This window comes from Cnuibacter physcomitrellae, assembly GCF_014640535.1.
Lineage (GTDB): Bacteria > Actinomycetota > Actinomycetes > Actinomycetales > Microbacteriaceae > Cnuibacter > Cnuibacter physcomitrellae.
Genome location: NZ_BMHD01000001.1, coordinates 196,354 through 215,623 on the forward strand (window position 1 = coordinate 196,354; position 19,270 = coordinate 215,623).

At 69.8% G+C, this 19,270-nt stretch carries 16 protein-coding genes; all 16 read left to right on the forward strand.

Going from position 1 to position 19,270, the window contains the following annotated elements; all coding sequences use genetic code 11:
- Positions 1-1,545 carry a UDP-N-acetylmuramoyl-L-alanyl-D-glutamate--2,6-diaminopimelate ligase gene (locus tag IEX69_RS00970; protein WP_085019280.1) on the forward strand — a complete coding sequence of 515 codons (1,545 nt, stop codon included), beginning with the start codon at positions 1-3 and terminating at the stop codon, positions 1,543-1,545.
- Position 1,546: 1 nt separating this feature from the next.
- The gene (locus IEX69_RS00975; RefSeq protein ID WP_085019281.1) at positions 1,547-2,971 is read left to right on the forward strand and encodes a UDP-N-acetylmuramoyl-tripeptide--D-alanyl-D-alanine ligase; all 1,425 of its coding nucleotides are present in this window, start codon (positions 1,547-1,549) and stop codon (positions 2,969-2,971) included.
- Positions 2,968-4,062 (forward strand): phospho-N-acetylmuramoyl-pentapeptide-transferase, encoded by a 1,095-nt coding sequence (gene mraY, locus IEX69_RS00980; RefSeq protein ID WP_085019282.1) that lies wholly within the window; start codon positions 2,968-2,970, stop codon positions 4,060-4,062. Before IEX69_RS00975 ends, mraY begins: the two co-directional genes overlap by 4 nt.
- The gene (gene murD, locus IEX69_RS00985; protein ID WP_085019283.1) at positions 4,062-5,570 is read left to right on the forward strand and encodes a UDP-N-acetylmuramoyl-L-alanine--D-glutamate ligase; all 1,509 of its coding nucleotides are present in this window, start codon (positions 4,062-4,064) and stop codon (positions 5,568-5,570) included. The genes mraY and murD overlap by 1 nt, the downstream gene beginning before the upstream one ends.
- Positions 5,542-6,741, forward strand: a complete 1,200-nt coding sequence (gene ftsW / locus IEX69_RS00990) for a putative lipid II flippase FtsW (RefSeq protein ID WP_085019284.1) — start codon at positions 5,542-5,544, stop codon at positions 6,739-6,741. Before murD ends, ftsW begins: the two co-directional genes overlap by 29 nt.
- Positions 6,738-7,826 carry a UDP-N-acetylglucosamine--N-acetylmuramyl-(pentapeptide) pyrophosphoryl-undecaprenol N-acetylglucosamine transferase gene (locus IEX69_RS00995; RefSeq protein ID WP_085019285.1) on the forward strand — a complete coding sequence of 363 codons (1,089 nt, stop codon included), beginning with the start codon at positions 6,738-6,740 and terminating at the stop codon, positions 7,824-7,826. The genes ftsW and IEX69_RS00995 overlap by 4 nt, the downstream gene beginning before the upstream one ends.
- A 31-nt stretch (positions 7,827-7,857) precedes the next feature.
- The gene (gene murC / locus IEX69_RS01000) at positions 7,858-9,261 is read left to right on the forward strand and encodes a UDP-N-acetylmuramate--L-alanine ligase (protein WP_085019286.1); all 1,404 of its coding nucleotides are present in this window, start codon (positions 7,858-7,860) and stop codon (positions 9,259-9,261) included.
- A complete protein-coding gene (locus IEX69_RS01005) occupies positions 9,258-10,427 on the forward strand; it encodes an FtsQ-type POTRA domain-containing protein (protein ID WP_157127148.1) in 1,170 nt (389 codons plus the stop codon). Before murC ends, IEX69_RS01005 begins: the two co-directional genes overlap by 4 nt.
- A gap of 127 nt (positions 10,428-10,554) precedes the next feature.
- On the forward strand, positions 10,555-11,745 hold the full coding sequence (gene ftsZ, locus IEX69_RS01010; protein WP_085019288.1) for a cell division protein FtsZ: 1,191 nt from the start codon (positions 10,555-10,557) through the stop codon (positions 11,743-11,745).
- A gap of 16 nt (positions 11,746-11,761) precedes the next feature.
- Positions 11,762-12,436: a YggS family pyridoxal phosphate-dependent enzyme gene (locus IEX69_RS01015; protein ID WP_229756196.1), complete on the forward strand. Its 675-nt coding sequence runs from the start codon at positions 11,762-11,764 to the stop codon at positions 12,434-12,436.
- A 38-nt stretch (positions 12,437-12,474) separates the two neighbouring features.
- Positions 12,475-12,990 (forward strand): cell division protein SepF, encoded by a 516-nt coding sequence (locus tag IEX69_RS01020; RefSeq protein WP_085019289.1) that lies wholly within the window; start codon positions 12,475-12,477, stop codon positions 12,988-12,990.
- Between the two features lie 48 nt (positions 12,991-13,038).
- Positions 13,039-13,344, forward strand: coding sequence for a YggT family protein (locus tag IEX69_RS01025; RefSeq protein WP_259422958.1), 306 nt, complete (start codon positions 13,039-13,041; stop codon positions 13,342-13,344).
- 162 nt (positions 13,345-13,506) lie between these two features.
- Positions 13,507-14,142 (forward strand): DivIVA domain-containing protein, encoded by a 636-nt coding sequence (locus IEX69_RS01030; RefSeq protein ID WP_085019290.1) that lies wholly within the window; start codon positions 13,507-13,509, stop codon positions 14,140-14,142.
- Entirely contained in the window at positions 14,132-14,692 is a 561-nt protein-coding gene (gene lspA / locus IEX69_RS01035) for a signal peptidase II (RefSeq protein WP_229756197.1), read from the forward strand. Before IEX69_RS01030 ends, lspA begins: the two co-directional genes overlap by 11 nt.
- Positions 14,692-15,612, forward strand: coding sequence for an RluA family pseudouridine synthase (locus tag IEX69_RS01040; protein ID WP_085019291.1), 921 nt, complete (start codon positions 14,692-14,694; stop codon positions 15,610-15,612). The genes lspA and IEX69_RS01040 overlap by 1 nt, the downstream gene beginning before the upstream one ends.
- Positions 15,613-15,674: 62 nt before the next feature.
- Positions 15,675-19,220, forward strand: coding sequence for a DNA polymerase III subunit alpha (gene dnaE / locus IEX69_RS01045; protein ID WP_085019292.1), 3,546 nt, complete (start codon positions 15,675-15,677; stop codon positions 19,218-19,220).
- The last annotated feature ends 50 nt before the right edge of the window (positions 19,221-19,270 follow it).

Consider the following 19,270-nt stretch of genomic DNA (forward strand, 5'->3'; position numbering starts at 1 on the left):
ATGACCGATCGGATCCCTTCGGCGCTCCGGCCCGAGCATCCGATCCCACGGTCGCTCTCGCAGCTGGTCGAGGAGGCGGGCTTCGACGCCTCCGGTCTCACCGGCGACGTCGAGGTGACGGGGGTCTCGCTGTCGTCGAAGGACGTCGCTCCCGGCGACCTCTACGCCGCGCTGCCGGGTGTGCGCCATCACGGTGCGAGCTTCGCCGCCGACGCGGCCGCCTCCGGCGCCGTCGCCGTGCTCACCGACCCGGCGGGCGCCGTCCTGGCCGCCGAGTCCGGGCTTCCGCTCCTCGTCACCCCCGAGCCCCGGGCCGCGCTCGGCGAGGTGGCCGCGTGGGTGTACCGCACCCGCATCGACCCTCCGACGATCTTCGGGGTGACCGGCACCAACGGAAAGACCAGCGTCGCGTACCTCGTCGAGGCCGTGCTGCGTCAGCTCGGCGTCGTGGCGGGCCTGTCCACGACCGCGGAGCGGCGGATCGGCGACGACACGATCGCCAGCAAGCTCACCACGCCCGAGGCCACCGAGATCCACGCGATGCTGGCGCGGATGCGCGAGGCCGACGTCCGCGCGGTGGTGCTCGAGGTGTCGGCGCAGGCCGTCACCCAGCACCGTGTCGACGGCATCGTCTTCGACGTCGTGGGCTTCACGAACCTCACCCACGACCACCTCGACGACTACTCCTCGATGGAAAAGTACTTCGAGGCCAAGCGCGCGCTCTTCGACCCCGATCGCGCGCGGCGCGGCGTGGCGATCGTCGACGGCGAGTACGGCCGTCGTCTCGCGGACGAGTCCCGCATCCCGATGGCCACGATCGGCACCCGCGACGACGTCGAGGCCGAGTGGTCGCTCACGGTCGACGACGAGGCGGAGGACGCGACGTCGTTCACGCTCGTCGCCCCCGACCGCCGGACGCTCTCCACGAGCGTGCCCCTGCTGGGCGCGTTCATGGCCTCGAACGCCGCACTGGCCCTGGTCATGCTCGTCGAGGCCGGCTTCGACCTCGACGCGATCGCCCACGTGCTGGAGCGCGACGGCGGCATCGACGTCTACATCCCCGGACGAGCCGAGAAGGTCTCGGGCGACCGCGGTCCGACGGTCTACGTCGACTACGGCCACACACCCGACGGCTTCACCGTGATGCTCGAGTCGATGCGCCGTGTCGCCACGGGACGCGTCATCATGGTGTTCGGCGCCGACGGCGACCGCGACACCACGAAGCGCGAGGAGATGGGCGCGATCGCGGCCAGGCTCGCGGACGTCGTGGTCATCACCGACTTCAACCCCCGCTACGAGGATCCGGCGACCATCCGGCGGGCCCTGATCGCCGGCGCGACCGCGGCGGTGCCCGACCGCGAGATCCACGAGATCGCCGATCCGAAGGCCGCGCTGCGCGCCGCTCTCGATCTCGCCGCCGAGAACGACATCGTGCTCTACGCCGGTCCCGGGCACGAGGACTACCACGAGGTCGCGGGGGAGCGGATCCCGTACTCCGCCCGCGACGACGCACGCCGCGCGCTGCAGGAACGAGGCTGGCTCTGACATGCTCGATCTGACCCTCACCGACATCACCGACATCCTCGGCGGACGTCTGGTGCTCACCGACTCCGCGGTCGCCGCGGGATGGGCTCCCGAGTCCGTGGTCTCCGGCACCGTCGACACCGACTCGCGCCTGATCGGCGAGGGCGACGTGTTCGTCGCCAAGCGCGGCGAGTCCGACGACGGCCACCGCTTCGTGCCGAACGCCGTCGAGGCCGGTGCGGCGCTCGTGATCGTCGAGCGCGAGTCCGACGTCGCCGTGCCGCAGATCGTCGTGCCGGACAGCGTCGACGCGCTCGGCGCGTTCGCGACGGAGGTCGTGCGCAGGGTCCGTGCCCTCGGCCGGCTGAAGATCGTCGGCGTCACGGGATCCAACGGCAAGACCACCACGAAGAACCTGCTGCGGTCGATCCTGGAGCGCGTGGGCGAGACGGTCGCTCCGCGCGACTCGTTCAACAACGAGGTCGGCGCCCCGCTGACGATGCTCAAGCTCACCGAGAGCACCCGATTCCTGGTCGCCGAGATGGGTGCGAGCGGGAAGGGCGAGATCACCCGGCTGGTCCGCATGGCGAAGCCCGACGTGGGGGTCGTGCTCATGGTCGGGCTGGCTCACGCGGGCGAGTTCGGCGGCATCGAGACCACGCTGATCACGAAGACCGAGATGGTGAAGGATCTCGAGCCCACCGACGTCGCCGTGCTCAACGTCGACGACCACCGCGTCGCGAGCATGGCCGACAAGACCGCTGCTCGAGTGGTCTGGTTCGGGCTCGGCGAGCGCGCGGAGGTGCGCGCGACCGACATCGACGCGAGCGCGATCGGCACCTCGTTCACGCTGCACCTGCCCGACGGATCGTCGTCGCCGGTGCGGTTCGGCGTGCTCGGCGAGCATCACGTCATGAACGCCCTGGCCGCGGCGGCCTCCGCCCACGAGCTCGGCGTGCCCCTGGACGTGATCGTCGCCGGCCTGGAGTCGGTCACGCGCGCCGAGCGGTGGCGCATGGAGGTCATGGGCGGCGGTGACGGGGTGGTGGTCATCAACGACGCCTACAACGCCAGCCCCGACTCGATGGCCTCGGCGCTGAAGACCCTCGCGCAGATCGCCCGACCCGATCAGCGCACGGTCGCCGTCCTCGGCGAGATGAGCGAGCTCGGCCCCTACGCCGTGGAGGAGCACGACCGCATCGGCCGCCTCGTGGTGCGCCTCAACATCGCCAGGCTCTACGTCGTGGGCGAGGGAGCCCGCGCCCTGCACCTCGCGGCCAATCACGAGGGCTCCTGGGACGGCGAGGCCGTCTTCGCGGCCACCGCCGACGAGGCGTTCGACCTGATCCAGGCGGATGCGCGCGAGGGCGACGTGATCCTGGTCAAGTCGTCCAACTCGGCCGGGCTGCGCTTCCTGGGCGATCGTCTCGCGGAGGCGCACTCGTGATCACCCTGCTGCTCGCCGGCTCGCTGTCGTTGGCGTTCTCCCTGTTCATGACCCCGGTGTTCATCCGCCTCTTCAAGCGGTTCGCCTGGGGGCAGTTCATCAACGTCGACACCCCCGAGTCGCACTACGTCAAGCGCGGGACGCCCACCATGGGCGGCATCGTCCTCATCATCGCCACGCTGTTCGGCTACTTCGTGTCGGCCATGGTCACGCAGGAGCCCCCGACCGTGTCGGGCCTGCTGGTGCTGTTCCTCATGACGGGCCTCGGCGTGGTGGGCTTCATCGACGACTTCCTGAAGGTCCGGAAGGAGCGCAGCCTCGGCCTCGGCCCAATCGCCAAGATCGTGGGCCAGGTGGTCGTCGGCGTGGCGTTCGCGCTGCTCGCGATCCAGTTCCCGAACTCCCGGGGCGAGACGCCGGCCTCGACGAGCATCTCCTTCATCCGCGACCTGCCGTTCGACTTCCTGTCGTGGGGCGTGGTCATCGGTGTGATCGCGTTCGTGATCTGGATCGGCCTCATCGTCATCTCGACCTCGAACGCGGTGAACCTCACCGACGGCCTCGACGGCCTCGCACCCGGCTCGAGCATCCTCGCCATCGGGTCGTTCATCATCATCGGCTTCTGGCAGTTCAACCAGTCCTGCTCGAACGTCAACATCGACCCCGACGTGCTCTACAAGTGCTACGACGTACGCGACCCGCTCGACCTCGCGGTCGTCGCGGCCACCGTCGTCGGAGCCCTCATCGGCTTCCTCTGGTGGAACACCAACCCCGCCCAGATCTTCCTGGGCGACACCGGGTCGCTCGCCCTCGGCGGCGCGCTGGCCGCACTGGCGATCCTCGCCCAGACCGAGCTGCTCCTGATCTTCATCGGCGGCATCTTCGTGCTCGTCGCCGGTCAGGTCGCGGTGCAGCTGACGTACTTCAAGCTCACGAAGGGCAAGCGCATCTGGCGGGCGAGCCCGCTCCATCACCACTTCGAGATGAAGGGGTGGGCCGAGGTCACCATCGTGGTCCGGTTCTGGATCATCGCCGGCCTCTTCGTCGCCGCCGCGGTGGGGTCGTTCTACCTCGAGTGGCTGTCGAGCTGATGGCGGCGTCCCTCGACGAGCTCACCAGCTGGCACGCCGACTGGAGCGGACTCAAGGTCGCCGTGCTCGGTCTCGGCGTCACCGGGTTCTCCGTGGCCGACACGCTCACGGAGCTGCGCGCCGACGTCCTCGTGGTCGCCGAGCGCGCGAAGCAGGAGTACGTCGACCTCATCCCCGTCATCGGCGCCCGCCTCGAGCTGGCCCCGGCGGGGGAGGTGCCGGACGCGCTGCGTGCCTTCGAGCCGGATCTCGTGGTCGCCTCGCCCGGCTACCACCCCGACGACCCGCTGCTGGTCTGGGCGGACGAGCGGGCGATCCCCGTCTGGGGCGACGTCGAGCTGGCCTGGCGGCTCCGCGACAAGGTCGGCCGGCCCGCCGACTGGATCGCGGTCACCGGGACCAACGGCAAGACGACGACGGTGCAGCTCACCGCGGCGATGCTGCTGGCCGGCGGCAAGCGCGTCGCGCCGTGCGGCAACATCGGCATCCCGGTGCTCGACGCCATCCGCGATCCCGAGGGCTTCGACGTGCTCGTCGTGGAGCTGTCGAGCTACCAGCTGCACTCGCTCCACTCGATGTCGCCCTACGCCGCGGTGTGCCTCAACATCGCCGAGGACCACCTCGACTGGCACGGCTCGATGGACGCCTACGCCGCGGCCAAGGCGAAGGTCTACGAGCGCACCCAGGTGGCGTGCGTCTACAACAAGGCCGATGAGCGCACCCTCCGCATGGTCGAGGAGGCCGACGTGGTGGAGGGGGCACGGGCCGTCGGGTTCGACCTCGGCGTCCCGGGCCCGAGCGACTTCGGCGTCGTCGACGGGATCCTCTGCGACCGGGCGTTCTTCGCCGAGCGCCGCGACTCCGCGCTCGAGATCGTCACGGTCGACGAGCTGCGCGCCCGCGGACTCGGTGCACCGCACACCGTCGCCGACGTGCTGGCGGCGTCCGCGCTGGCCCGCAGCTACGGCGTGCCGATCGACGCCATCCGTCAGGCGCTGGCCGCCTTCACGCTCGACCGTCACCGGATCGAGCACGTCGTGACGGCGGGAGGCGTGACCTGGGTCGACGACTCCAAGGCGACGAACCCGCACGCGGCCGGCGCCTCGCTCACCGCCTACCCCTCGATCGTCTGGATCGTGGGGGGCCTGCTCAAGGGTGTCGACATCGATCCTCTGATCGCCGCGTCGGCCGCCAGGGTGCGCGCCGCCGTGGTCATCGGGGTGGAGCGCCAGGAGGTGCTCTCCGCATTCGCACGACACGCGCCCGGCCTTCCCGTGTTCGAGGTCGCTCACGATGAGACTGAGGATGTGATGGCCGAGGCCGTCGCCCTGGCAGCCGCAGCCGCGGCCCCGGGCGACGTGGTGCTCCTCGCACCGGCAGCGGCGTCCATGGACCAGTTCGCCGACTACGCCGATCGCGGCGACCGCTTCGCCGCCGCGGTGAGGGCGCACACCGAGAACCACCCGGGAGGCCTGCAGGATGACGTCGGAGAGCCTCCCCTCGAATAGCGCGGGCGGCGGTCGCGCTCGAACGGCGCGCATCCGTCTGGGCGAGGTCGTCACGGCGGAGTCCGGCAACTACTTCCTGCTCCTCGGCACGACGCTGTTCCTCGTCCTGCTGGGCCTGGTCATGGTGCTCTCGTCCAGCTCCATCGACTCGTACACGGCGCGCCAGGGCTTCTTCGGCGTGTTCTGGAAGCAGGGGCTGTTCGCGCTCATCGGCATCCCGCTCATGCTCGTGGTGTCGCGCATCCCCACGCGGTTCTGGAAGCGCTGGGCATGGGTGGGCCTCGCGGTCGCGCTGGCGGTGCAGATGCTCGTGTTCACCCCGCTCGGAGACGAGGTGGGCGGCAACCTCAACTGGGTCGCCATCGGCGGGTACACCTTCCAGCCGTCGGAGCTCGTGAAGCTCGCGCTCGTCATCTGGCTGGGCACGATCATGGCGAAGAAGGAGGCCCTGCTCTCGCGCTGGGGTCACCTGGTCATCCCGGTGTTCCCCGTGACGGCCCTCGCGCTCGGCCTGGTGCTCATCGGTGGCGACCTCGGCACCGTCATGATCATGGCCGGGCTCGTCCTGGGCGGCCTCTTCTTCGCGGGCGTCAAGCTGCGGATGCTCGCCGTGCCGATCCTGGTCGGAGCCACCATCGCGGTCGTCGTGGCGTTCTCCAGCCAGAGCCGCTCCGACCGCATCTTCTCCTTCCTCAGCGGGACGAACGCCGACTACCAGGGCGTCGACTGGCAGACCCAGCACGGCGAGTGGGCGCTGGCGGGCGGCAACCTCTTTGGCGTCGGGCTCGGGAACTCGAAGGCGAAGTGGTCGTGGCTCCCGGCGGCCGACAACGACTACATCTTCGCCATCATCGGCGAGGAGCTGGGGCTGGTCGGCGCTGTCGTCGTGCTCCTCCTCTTCGTCGCTCTCGCCATCGCGTTCGTGCGGATCATCCGCTCGACCCACGACATGTTCGCCCGCGTCGTCACCGGCGCGGTCATGGTGTGGCTGATCGGGCAGGCATTCGTCAACATCGCGGTCGTGCTCGGCCTCCTCCCGGTCCTCGGCGTCCCGTTGCCCCTCATCTCCTCGGGAGGATCCGCGCTTCTGACGACCCTCGCGGCCATCGGGATCGTGCTCTCGATCGCGCGAGAGGTCGGCCGCGACACGCGGGTGGGGCTCGAGGCATGACGACGTACCTGCTCGCCGGCGGAGGCACGGCGGGCCACGTGAACCCGTTGCTCGCCACCGCCGACGCCCTGCGTGCGGCGGAGCCCGACGCCGAGGTGCTCGTGCTGGGCACCGCCGAGGGTCTCGAGGCCCGTCTGGTGCCCGAGCGCGGGTACGAGCTGCTCACGATCCCGAAGCTGCCCTTCCCGCGGCGACCGAACCGCGCGGCCGTCGCGTTCCCCGGCCGGTTCCGCGAGACGCTCCGTCGCGTTCGAGGGCTCATCGAGGACCGGGGCGTCGACCTCGTCGCGGGCTTCGGCGGGTATGCCTCCGCTCCCGCCTACCTCGGCGCTCGATCCACCCGGCGTCCCCTCGTCATCCACGAGGGGAACGCCCGTCCCGGCCTGGCGAACCGCCTCGGCGCCCGCTACACGCCGCACGTGACCACGACGTTCTCGAACACGCCGCTTCCGCACGCCACCCTGGTCGGCATGCCCCTGCGTCGCGAGGTCACCGCGCTCAGCGATCCCGCCGTCAAGTCCGCGGCCGCGGGCGAGGCGGCGTCGGCCTTCGGACTCGACGCCGGGAGACCGACGCTCCTCGTGACGGGCGGCTCTCTCGGAGCCCGGCGGATCAACGCGGCCGTCCACGCCAATGCACGTGCTCTGGTCGACGCCGGATGGAACGTCCTGCACATCGCCGGGGCCCGCACCGAGGTGGACGATCCCGGCATCCCCGGCTACGCCTTCATGACCTACTGCGACCGCATGGACCTCGCCCTCGCCCTCGCGGACTTCGCCGTCTCGCGCGCCGGGGCGTCGACGGTGTGCGAGCTGGCCGTCGTCGGGCTGCCCGCCGTGCTGGTCCCGTACGCGGTGGGGAACGGGGAGCAGAGGTTCAACGCCCGCGACCTGGTCACAGCGGGCGGTGCTAGCATCGTCGCCGATTCCGAGTTCACCGCCGACCGGTTCCGGGAGGTGGTCCTCCCGATCCTCGCCGATCGCGACAGGGTCGAGGGCATGGCCGTCCGGGCCTCCTCCGTCGGCATCCCCGACGGCGACAGACGACTCGCGGAGATCATCCGGTCGGCCGCGCACGACGCGTGAACCGCCACGAAGCCCTGAGGGAGCGCCACCCGTGATCAAGCCCGACCTCGACCTCCCCATCCCCGACGACCTCGGGGCCGTGCACTTCGTGGGGATCGGCGGCTCCGGCATGAACGGCATCGCCCGCCTGATGAAGGCCGCGGGCATGACGGTCACCGGCTCCGACCGCACCGACTCCGCGTATGCCGAGAAGCTGCGCGCGCTCGGCATCCCGGTCGCCGTGGGCCACGATGCCGCGAACGTCGGCGACGCCGACACCCTCGTCTTCACCGGGGCGCTCTGGCCCGACAACCCCGAGTACCTCGTCGCGAAGGAACGTGGGCTCACGATCCTGCACCGGTCCCAGGCCCTCGCCTGGCTGGCGAACCGGAGGCGGCTCGTCGCCGTCGCCGGCGCGCACGGCAAGACCACCTCGACGGGGATGGTCGTCACGGGCCTGCTCGGGCTCGACCAGGACCCGGGCTTCGTCAACGGCGGCACCATCTCCGCGCTCGGCACGAGCTCCGCCGCGGGCAGCGGCGAGCTCTTCGTCGTCGAGGCCGACGAGTCCGACGGCTCGTTCGTGCTCTACGACACGGCCGTGGCGCTCATCACCAACGTCGATCCCGATCACCTCGACCACTACGGGTCGGTCGAGGCGGTGGAGGACGCCTTCGTGCGCTTCGCCGACGCGGCCTCCGAGCTCGTCGTGATCTCGAGCGACGACGCCGGCGCGCAGCGGGTGCGGGCCAGGATGGCGCATCCGCACGTCATCACCTTCGGCGAGGCGGCCGACGCCGACGTCCGGGTGGTCGACGTCGTGACGGACGGTCCCGTCGCGTTCACGCTCGTGCACCAGGGGGCGACCGCCTCGACGACCCTCGCCGTCCCCGGCCGCCACAACGCGATCAACGCGGCCGGCGCCGTGGCCGTGCTGATCGGCCTCGGGTTCGGCCTCGCGGAGGCCCTCGACGCCGTCGCCGACTTCGGCGGCACCGGGCGCCGGTTCGAGCTCCACGGCACCGTCGGCGGCGTCAGCGTCTACGACGACTACGCCCACCACCCCACCGAGGTCGACGCCGCGCTCACGGCGGCCCGGACCGTGGTCGGCGACGGGCGCATCATCGCCGTCCACCAGCCGCATCTCTACAGCCGGACCAAGCTCATGGCCGGGGAGTTCGCGGAGACGCTCGAGCGCACGGCCGACTACACGATCGTGCTGGCCGTCTGCGGCGCCCGCGAGGACCCGGTCCCCGGCGTGACGGGCGAGCTGGTGTCGGAGCGCTTCCAGGATCCGGAGAAGGTCGTGTACGTCGACGACTGGCAGCGGGCGGCGGATGTGCTGGCCGCCTACGCGAAGCCCGGCGACTTCGCGGTGACCCTGGGGTGCGGCGACGTGAACCTCATCGTCCCCCAGCTGCTCGCCTCGCTGGCGAAGGCCGCGAGCGGGCAGTGAGACGTCCGCCCGGCCTGACCCCGCCGCCGGCGCCGCCTCCGCCGCCGACCCCGCCGTCGTCGCCCGCATCGTCGACGACGAGGTCGGCGACGAAGCGGGCGCGGTCCACGCCCGACGCCTCCTCGTCGGAGGCGCGGGAGGCGGCGACGACGGCGCGGAAGGGACGCTCGCGTCCGGCCGATCCGAGTCCGCCCCGCGACGCGGACGAGCATCTGACCGAGCCGATCCTCCTCGACCGCACCGCGCTGCGGGGCGGCGGACGGACGGCGGCGCCCTCCGAGCCCGCCCGGACCTCCTCCGAGCCCACCCGGTCGGGCCGCTCCAACACGGACGCGCGTGGCACGAACGGGCGCGACACGGCCGGGCGCGACTCGGACGGGCGTCGCAGCGGGCGCGGCAGCGCCTCGGAGCTGCGGCGGGCCGTGCGCGCGCGGCGCCGCTACGAGCGGCAGGAGGCGCGACGCTTCACGCAGTGGAGCCGACGGCGCCGGATCTCCTGGCTCGTCGGGCTCGGAGTCGCCGTGGGCCTCGTCGTCGTGGTCCTGCTCGCGGCGTACTCGCCGCTGCTCAGCGTGCGCACCATCGAGGTGACCGGCACGTCGCGCCTCGACGCCGCGACCGTCGAGGCGGCGGTGTCCGACCAGCTGGGCCGGCCGCTCGCGCTCGTCGACGAGGGCGCCATCCGCGAGGAGCTCTCGCAGTTCCCCCTGATCAAGTCGTTCGCGATCGAGGCGCTGCCCCCGTCGGGCCTCGGCATCCGGATCGTGGAGCGCACGCCCGTGGCGCAGGTGCAGACCCCGGAGGGCTGGAACGTCGTCGACCCCGCCGGGGTGGTCGTGCAGTCGTCGCCGCAGCAGGTGCCCGGCTACCCGGTCTACGACCTGGCGGGGACGCAGCTGGGCGGGGCCGCCTTCACGGCGGCGGGCACGGCTCTGGCCGCTCTGCCCGCCGACCTGCTCGCCCAGGTCACGAACGCGACGGCGGCCACGCCCGACAGCATCACGTTCACCTTCGGCGCCGCCGGTCAGCGCGTCGTGTGGGGGAGCGCGGAGCAGTCCGCGCTGAAGACGCTGATCCTGCAGCGCCTCATCGCGACCCAGGATCCGGCCCGGGCCGTCGAGTACGACGTCTCGAGTCCGGAGAGCCCGGTGATCCGAGGCGGATGATCGCCGACACGCGGGCGGGTTGTGGGCGTCTGCGTCCCGGGTGACCTACCGTCATCCGTAAGAATTATCTACTCGGAATAACTTTAAGTTTCTACCTGAACTTTAAGGTTTGCTGCGGAGGCCGGACGTGACTTCAAACCAGAACTACCTCGCTGTGATCAAGGTCGTCGGCATCGGGGGCGGCGGCGTCAATGCGGTGAACCGGATGATCGAGCTCGGCCTCCGGGGCGTCGAGTTCATCGCCATCAACACGGATGCCCAGGCTCTGCTCATGAGCGACGCCGACGTCAAGCTCGACGTGGGCCGCGAGATCACGCGCGGCCTGGGCGCCGGCGCCGACCCCGAGGTCGGCCGCCGTGCCGCCGAGGACCACGCCGAGGAGATCGAGGAGGCGCTGGCCGGCGCCGACATGGTCTTCGTGACCGCGGGGGAGGGCGGCGGCACCGGCACGGGTGGCGCGCCGGTGGTCGCGCGCATCGCGAAGTCGATCGGCGCGCTCACGATCGGTGTCGTGACGAAGCCGTTCGGGTTCGAGGGCAAGCGCCGCCAGGCCCAGGCCGAGGCGGGTGTCGCCACGCTGAAGAACGAGGTCGACACGCTCATCGTCGTGCCGAACGATCGCCTCCTCGAGATCAGCGACCGCGGCATCAGCATGCTGGAGGCGTTCTCCACCGCCGACCAGGTGCTCCTCGCCGGTGTCCAGGGCATCACCGACCTCATCACGACCCCGGGCCTCATCAACCTCGACTTCGCCGACGTCAAGTCGGTCATGCAGGGCGCCGGCTCCGCCCTCATGGGCATCGGCTCCTCGCGGGGCGCGGACCGTGCCATCAAGGCGGCCGAGCTCGCCGTCGCCTCGCCTCTGCTCGAGGCGAGCATCGACGGTGCGCGCGGCGTGCTGCTCTCCATCCAGGGCGGATCGAACCTCGGCATCTTCGAGATCAACGACGCGGCGAAGCTCGTGCAGGATGCGGTGCACGCCGAGGCGAACATCATCTTCGGTGCGGTGATCGACGACACCCTCGGCGACGAGGTGCGCGTCACCGTCATCGCCGCGGGCTTCGACGGGGGCGAGCCGCAGCCCGTCGTGGAGGGGCGCCGCAGCTTCGTGGCCAGCGACGACTCGACCGACTCCTACGGAGCCGAGTCGTCGGTGTCGAGCTCGCCTCGCCGCGAGCAGCGCACCGAGCAGGCGAACGACGAGAAGGCCCCGTGGTCGTCCGCGTCGCCCGAGCTGGGGTACACCAGCGCGGTGGCACTCGACCCGGCGTCGGAGGACGACGACGCCGACCTCGACGTCCCCGACTTCCTGAAGTGACCTCGAGGTCGCATCGGTGACCCCCGGACTCCCGGAGCGGCTCGACGACATCGCCGACCGCATCCACGACGCCTGTCGCAGCGCCGGGCGCGATCCCGTCGAGATCACGCTCATCGCCGTGACCAAGTTCCACCCGGTCGAGCTGATCCGCGACCTGGTCTCGCTCGGGCTCCACGACATGGGCGAGAACAGGCACCAGGAGGCGCGCGAGAAGGCGGCGGAGCTCGCCGACCTCGACATCACCTGGCACTTCGTCGGTCAGCTGCAGCGCAAGAAGGCCAAGCAGGTGAGGGAGTACGCGTCCGTCATCCACTCCGTCGACCGCGCGGAGCTCGTCTCCGCGCTCGCCTCGGACGAGTCGACCGTCGGCTGCTTCGTCCAGGTGAACCTGACCGACGATCCCGAGCGCGGGGGAGTCCGTCCCGAGGGCGTGCTGCCGCTCGCCGAGTCCGTGCTCGAGGCCCCCGGTCTCGACCTGCTCGGGGTGATGGCCGTGGCGCCGCTCGACGAGGAGCCCGCCCGGGCGTTCGAACGTCTCCGGCGCCTCTCGGACGACGTCCGCACACTCGACCCGCGCGCGTCCAAGATCTCGGCGGGCATGACGCACGACTTCCCCGAGGCGATCGCCGCGGGCGCGACACACCTCCGGATCGGGACGGCAATCACGGGAAACCGGCCGACCCGCGATTAATCTTGCGGTCAAGCCGACTTACGCAACCGGAGGTTCACATGGCCAACCCGCTCCGCAAGACCATGGTCTACCTGGGTCTCGCCGACGAAGAACTCGAGTACGAGACCCCTGCCGCCCCCGCCGCGGCGCCGGTCGCTCCCGTTCCGCAGCCGCAGCCTCAGGCGCAGGCCGCCCCGACCGCGGCGCCCGCGCAGACGCGTGCGCCCGTGACCCCCCTCCGCAAGAACGCGCACTCCCACTCTCACCAGAAGAATGCGGCCCCGGCAGACATGAACGAGATCCTCACCGTCCACCCGAAGCAGTACCGCGACGCCCAGGTCATCGCCGAGAACTTCCGCGAGGGCATCCCGGTGATCATCAACCTGTCGCAGATGACCGATGCGGATGCGCGCCGGCTCATCGACTTCGCCGGCGGCCTCTCGCAGGGGCTCTACGGGAAGATCGAGCGTGTGACGAGCAAGGTGTTCCTGCTGTCCCCGGCCCACGTCGCCGTCTCCGGCGACAGCGGCCAGGAGGCTCGCACCGAGTCGTCCTTCTTCGTGCAGCAGGCCTGATCCTGCTGCTCGCGCGACGTGCCGTCCTAGACACGAGATAATCACCAGGTGGGTTCTCTCGTCGCCATCATCGCGACCGTCGCGTACTTCCTCCTCCTGCTGTACTTCTTCACGATGTGGGGACGATTCGTCCTCGACCTCGTGCGGACGGTGCGGCGCGGTTGGCGACCCCGCGGTGCGCTGCTCGTGGTCGCCGAGGTGGTCTACACCGTGACCGACCCGCCCATCCGGTTCTTCCGCCGGATCATCCCGCCGCTTCGGCTCGGCGGGGTCGCGCTCGACTTCGGCTGGTCGATCGTGATGCTGATCGTGATCATCCTGATGTCGGTCGCGGGGTTCCTCCGGGGCGTGTGAGGACCCGTGGGCCCTCGAGGAGCCCATGTATCCTGAAGGAACAGGACGGCCCTGCAGTCAGGCCGTTCACAAGACGTTTGTCGTGAATGTTGCTACGGTTAGCAACGCGTTATCACTGTTCCGACAGGCACCCTGTTCGTCAAGTACTGAAGGTGGAAGACCATGGCGTTGACTCCGGAAGATGTCGTCAACAAGCGATTCTCACAGACCAAGTTCCGTGAGGGCTACGACCAGGACGAGGTCGACGACTTCCTGGACGAGGTCGTCGTCGAGCTGCGTCGCCTGACGCAGGAGAACGAGGAGCTCAAGGCCCGCCTGGCCGCTGCCGGCGAGGGAGCCCCCGCCGAGGCGCCTGTCGCTGAGACCGCTCCTGCTCCCGTCGCGGCTGCGGCCGAGACCCCCGCGCCGGTGCCGGCGCCCGTGCCCGTGCCGGCCGCTCCGGCCGCCGAGGCCGACGACGAGTCGGTCAGCACCACCAACCTCCTCCAGCTCGCGCGCCGTCTGCACGACGAGCACGTCAAGGAGGGTGCTGAGAAGCGCGACGCGCTCATCGCGGAGGGCCACGCCACCGCGGCGCGCATCGTCGCCGAGGCCGAGACCAAGCAGCGCAACGAGATGGCGCGCCTGAACCAGGAGAAGGCCGCCGTCGAGCACCGCATCGACGAGCTGCGCACGTTCGAGAAGGACTACCGCTCGGGCCTGAAGTCCTACATCGAGGAGCAGCTCAACGAGCTCACCTCGAAGGACGCCGACAAGAGCCCGGCGCCCTCCTCCAGCTTCAGCGGCTTTGGAGGCTGACGCTTCGAAAGGGCGTCCCCGGGTCCTGATCGTCCTCGTCCTCGTCGCCCTCGGCGCGTTGGCGCTCGATCAGCTCGCGAAGTACCTGGTCGTACAGAACCTCGAATTGGGTGAGGTCGTCCCTGTGGTGGGCGACCTCATCCAATTTCGTTTCGTGAAGAACTCGGGTGCCGCCTTCTCGATCGGAAACGCGTACACGTGGATCTTCTCGATCCTCGCCGCCGCCGTGACGGTGTTCATCATCTGGTTCGCCCGGCGCATCCGCTCGTTCGCCTGGGCTCTGGTGTTCGGTCTGCTCCTGGGCGGCACGCTGGGCAACCTCTACGACCGGCTGTTCCGCGAGCCGGGCTTCGGCGTCGGACACGTGGTCGACTTCATCACCATCCCGCTGCTGCCCGCGATCTTCAACCTGGCCGACGTGGCGATCTGCTGCGCGATGGGACTGTTCATCATCCTCACGATCCGTGGCGTCGGTCTCGACGGCCGCAGGGCGAGCGAGCGCAAGCACGAGGGAGCGGACTCGGAGCAGCCCGCCGACGAGCAGGTCTGATGGAGTCACGGACCCTGCCGGTTCCCGACGGCCTCGACGGTCAGCGCGTCGACGCCGGGTTGGCCAAGCTGCTCGGCTTCTCCCGGTCGTTCGCGGCCGAGGTGGCCGACGCCGGTGGCGTGAGCCTGGACGGCCGCACGGTCGGCAAGTCCGATCGGCTCCGGCGCGACGGGTGGCTGTCGGTCGAGTGGAGCCCCCGGGAGGAGCCCCGGGTCGTCCCAGTGGTGGTGCCCGAGCTCGACGTCGTGTACGACGACGACGACATCATCGTGATCGACAAGCCGGTCGGCGTGGCCGCGCATCCGTCGGTCGGCTGGGAGGGTCCCACGGTCCTCGGCGCCCTCGCCGGTGCCGGGTACCGGATCGCCACGTCCGGTGCGCCCGAGCGTGCGGGCATCGTCCACCGGCTCGATGCGGGCACCAGCGGACTGATGGTCGTCGCCAAGTCGGAGACCGCCTACACCTGGTTGAAGCGGGCATTCCACGACCGGACGGTCGAGAAGGTCTACCACGCGCTCGTGCAGGGTCATCCGGATCCGACGGCGGGCACCATCGATGCCCCCATCGGTCGGCACCCGCGATCCGACTGGAAGTTCGCCGTCGTCGCCGACGGCAAGCCGTCGGTCACTCACTACGAGACTCTCGAGGCGTTCCGGGCCGCGACCCTGCTCGAGGTGCACCTCGAGACCGGGCGCACCCACCAGATCCGGGTGCACATGGCGGCTCAGCGCCACCCGTGCGTCGGCGACGCGATGTACGGCGCCGATCCCGTGCTCTCCGAGCGGGTGGGGCTCTCGAGGCAGTGGCTGCACGCCAAGCGCCTGGGATTCATCCACCCCGCGAGCCGGGAGTACGTCGAGTTCGAGACCGGGTATCCGGCCGATCTGCAGCACGCGCTCGACGTGATCTCGGCCGACTGAGCGCCCATCGGGGCCGCCTTCGGCGCGGCCCCGACCACACCGTCGTCGGGGCGTTTAGACTGATGCGACCGACAACACGAGCCGGAGATCACGTGCCTTCGTCGACCGATTCCTTTGTGCATCTGCACGTCCACAGCGAGTACTCGATGCTCGATGGAGCGGCTCGCGTCAAACCCCTGATCCAGGCCGCCGTCGAGCAGGGCATGCCCGCCGTCGCCGTCACCGACCACGGCAACATGTTCGGCGCCTTCGACTTCTGGAAGACGGCGACCGAGGCCGGCATCAAGCCCATCATCGGCACCGAGGCCTACCTCACACCGGGCACGCACCGGACCGACAAGACGCGTGTGCGCTGGGGCAACGGCGGGGGAGACGACGTCTCCGGCGCCGGCGCGTACACGCACATGACGCTCCTCTCGGCGAGCACCGAGGGGATGCACAACCTCTTCCGCCTGTCGTCGCTGGCGTCGATCGAGGGCTACTACTTCAAGCCGCGCATGGACCGCGAGCTGCTCTCCCAGTACGGCAAGGGGATCATCGCGACCACGGGGTGCCCCTCCGGCGAGATCCAGACGAGGCTCCGTCTCGGGCAGTACGAGGAGGCGAAGAAGGCCGCGGCGGAGTTCCGCGACATCTTCGGCAAGGAGAACTTCTTCTGCGAGATCATGGATCACGGCCTCGAGATCGAGCGCCGGATCATGACCGACCTCATCCGGCTGGCCAAGGAGCTCGACCTCCCGCTCGTGGCCACGAACGACCTCCACTACACGCACGCTCACGACGCCAAGAGCCACGCGGCACTGCTCTGCGTGCAGTCCGGGTCGACCCTCTCCGACCCGAACCGCTTCAAGTTCGACGCCGACGAGTTCTACCTGAAGACCCCGGCCGAGATGCGCTCGCTGTTCCGCGACTACCCGGAGGCGTGCGACAACACCCTCCTCATCGCCGAGCGCTGCGACGTGAAGTTCGACACCAGCGCCAACTACATGCCGCGGTTCCCCGTCCCCGAGGGCGAGACCGAGGCGTCGTGGTTCGACAAGGAGGTCGAGAAGGGCCTCCTCGAGCGCTACCCCGACGGCGTGACCGACGCGGTCCGCAAGCAGGCGGACTACGAGAAGGGTGTCATCACCCAGATGGGGTTCCCGGGCTACTTCCTCGTGGTGGCCGACTTCATCAACTGGTCCAAGCGCAACGGCATCCGCGTCGGCCCGGGCCGTGGCTCCGGCGCCGGCTCCATGGCGGCGTATGCCATGAAGATCACCGATCTCGATCCGCTCCAGCACGGCCTCATCTTCGAGCGGTTCCTCAACCCCGACCGCGTCTCCATGCCCGACTTCGACGTCGACTTCGACGAGCGTCGTCGCGGTGAGGTGATCAAGTACGTCACCGAGAAGTACGGCGAGGAGCGCGTCGCCCAGATCGTCACCTACGGCACGATCAAGGCCAAGCAGGCGCTGAAGGACTCGTCCCGCGTGCTGGGCTTCCCCTTCGGCATGGGGGAGAAGCTGACCAAGGCGATGCCGCCCGCGATCATGGGCAAGGACATCCCGCTGTCCGGGATCGTCGACAAGGAGCACCCGCGCTACAAGGAGGCGGGCGACGTCCGCGCCATCCTCGAGACCGACCCGGAGGCGCGGACGGTCTTCGACACCGCGCTCGGCATCGAGAACCTCAAGCGGCAGTGGGGCGTCCACGCGGCGGGCGTCATCATGTCCAGCGACCCGCTGATCGACATCATCCCGATCATGAAGCGGGAGCAGGACGGCCAGATCGTCACCCAGTTCGACTATCCGGCCGCGGAGTCCCTCGGCCTGATCAAGATGGACTTCCTGGGGCTGCGGAACCTGACGATCATCGACGACGCGCTCGACAACATCGAGTCGAACCGCGGCTTCCGACCGGTGCTGGAAGACCTCTCGCTCGACGACGAGAAGGCCTACGAGCTCCTCTCCCGCGGCGACACGCTCGGAGTGTTCCAGCTCGACGGCGGGCCCATGCGATCGCTGCTGCGCCTGATGAAGCCCGACAACTTCGAGGACATCTCCGCGGTCATCGCCCTCTACCGTCCGGGCCCCATGGGCGCGAACTCGCACACGAACTACGCGCTGCGCAAGAACGGCCTCCAGGAGATCACGCCGATCCACCCCGAGCTCGAGGAGCCGCTGAAGGACATCCTCGACACCAGCTACGGCCTCATCATCTACCAGGAGCAGGTGATGGCGATCGCGCAGCGGGTCGCCGGCTTCTCCCTCGGACAGGCCGACATCCTCCGCCGCGCGATGGGCAAGAAGAAGAAGTCCGAGCTCGACAAGCAGTACGAGGGCTTCTCCGGCGGGATGATCGCGAACGGGTTCTCCGAAGAGGCGATCAAGATGCTGTGGGACATCCTGCTGCCCTTCTCCGACTACGCCTTCAACAAGGCCCACTCGGCCGCCTACGGCGTGCTCTCGTACTGGACGGCGTACCTCAAGGCCCACTACCCGGCCGAGTACATGGCCGCCCTCCTCACCAGCGTGGGCGATGCCAAGGACAAGCTCGCCATGTACCTCAACGAGTGCCGTCGGATGGGGATCAAGGTCCTCCCGCCCGACGTCAACTCCTCCATCGGCTTCTTCGCCGCCGTCGGGGCCGACATCCGCTTCGGCCTCGGAGCCGTGCGCAACGTCGGGACGAACGTGGTCGCGTCCATCCGCGAGGCCCGCGAGCAGAAGGGCGCGTTCGAGTCGTTCGGTGACTTCCTGAAGAAGCTGCCGCTGACCGCCCTCAACAAGCGGACGGTGGAATCGCTCATCAAGGCCGGGGCGTTCGACTCCCTCGGCGCCACGCGGCGTGCGCTCATCGAGGTGCACGAGGGCATGATCGACGCCGCGGTGGGGGAGAAGCGTGCCGAGGCGAACGGCCAGGTCGGCTTCGACTTCGCCGACCTGTGGGACGAGCCGCAGGCCGAGCACGCCATCCCCGAGCGGCCGGAGTGGGCCAAGCGCGACAAGCTGGCGTTCGAGCGCGAGATGCTGGGGCTCTACGTCTCCGACCATCCGCTCGCGGGTCTCGAGCTCGAGCTGGCGAAGCAGGCGTCGACCTCGATCCTTGACCTGCTCGAGAGCGAGCACACCCAGGACGGAGACCAGGTCACCGTCGCCGGCCTCATCACGAGCGTGCAGCACCGCGTGGCTCGCAACAGCGGCAACCAGTACGGCATGATCCAGATCGAGGACTTCGCGGGCGAGATCACCGCGATGTTCATGGGCAAGGCCTACCAGGAGTTCGGCCCCGCGCTCACCGCCGACACCATCGTGGTCGTGCGCGGTCGGGTGAGCATGCGCGACGACGGCATGAACCTCCACGCCTACAGCCTGTTCCAGCCGAACCTCGGGGAGCGCGGGTCGAGCGGTCCGCTGCAGATCTCGATGTCGGAGGCGCGGGCGACGACGGAGACCGTGCAAGCGCTCGGCGACGTCCTCATCCGCCACGCCGGCGACACCGAGGTGAGGCTGAAACTCGTGAAGGCCGACAACGTCCGCGTGTTCGAGGTCCCCTATCCGGTGTCGGTGACCGCCGACCTCTTCGGCGAGCTCAAGTCGCTCCTCGGCCCCCACTGCCTCACCTGACGCCGCCCGTCGTCCCTGGATGGGTGTCCGGAGGGCCGGGTCAGGTGGGC

Coding starts and splice junctions, on each gene's coding strand:
- murD (WP_085019283.1), top strand. CDS start 4,062: ATGGCGGCGTCCCTCGACGAGCTCACCAGCTGGCACGCCGACTGGAGC.
- dnaE (WP_085019292.1), top strand. CDS start 15,675: ATGCGACCGACAACACGAGCCGGAGATCACGTGCCTTCGTCGACCGAT.
- IEX69_RS01030 (WP_085019290.1), top strand. CDS start 13,507: ATGGCGTTGACTCCGGAAGATGTCGTCAACAAGCGATTCTCACAGACC.
- IEX69_RS01040 (WP_085019291.1), top strand. CDS start 14,692: ATGGAGTCACGGACCCTGCCGGTTCCCGACGGCCTCGACGGTCAGCGC.
- IEX69_RS00995 (WP_085019285.1), top strand. CDS start 6,738: ATGACGACGTACCTGCTCGCCGGCGGAGGCACGGCGGGCCACGTGAAC.
- IEX69_RS00970 (WP_085019280.1), top strand. CDS start 1: ATGACCGATCGGATCCCTTCGGCGCTCCGGCCCGAGCATCCGATCCCA.
- ftsW (WP_085019284.1), top strand. CDS start 5,542: ATGACGTCGGAGAGCCTCCCCTCGAATAGCGCGGGCGGCGGTCGCGCT.
- IEX69_RS01020 (WP_085019289.1), top strand. CDS start 12,475: ATGGCCAACCCGCTCCGCAAGACCATGGTCTACCTGGGTCTCGCCGAC.
- IEX69_RS00975 (WP_085019281.1), top strand. CDS start 1,547: ATGCTCGATCTGACCCTCACCGACATCACCGACATCCTCGGCGGACGT.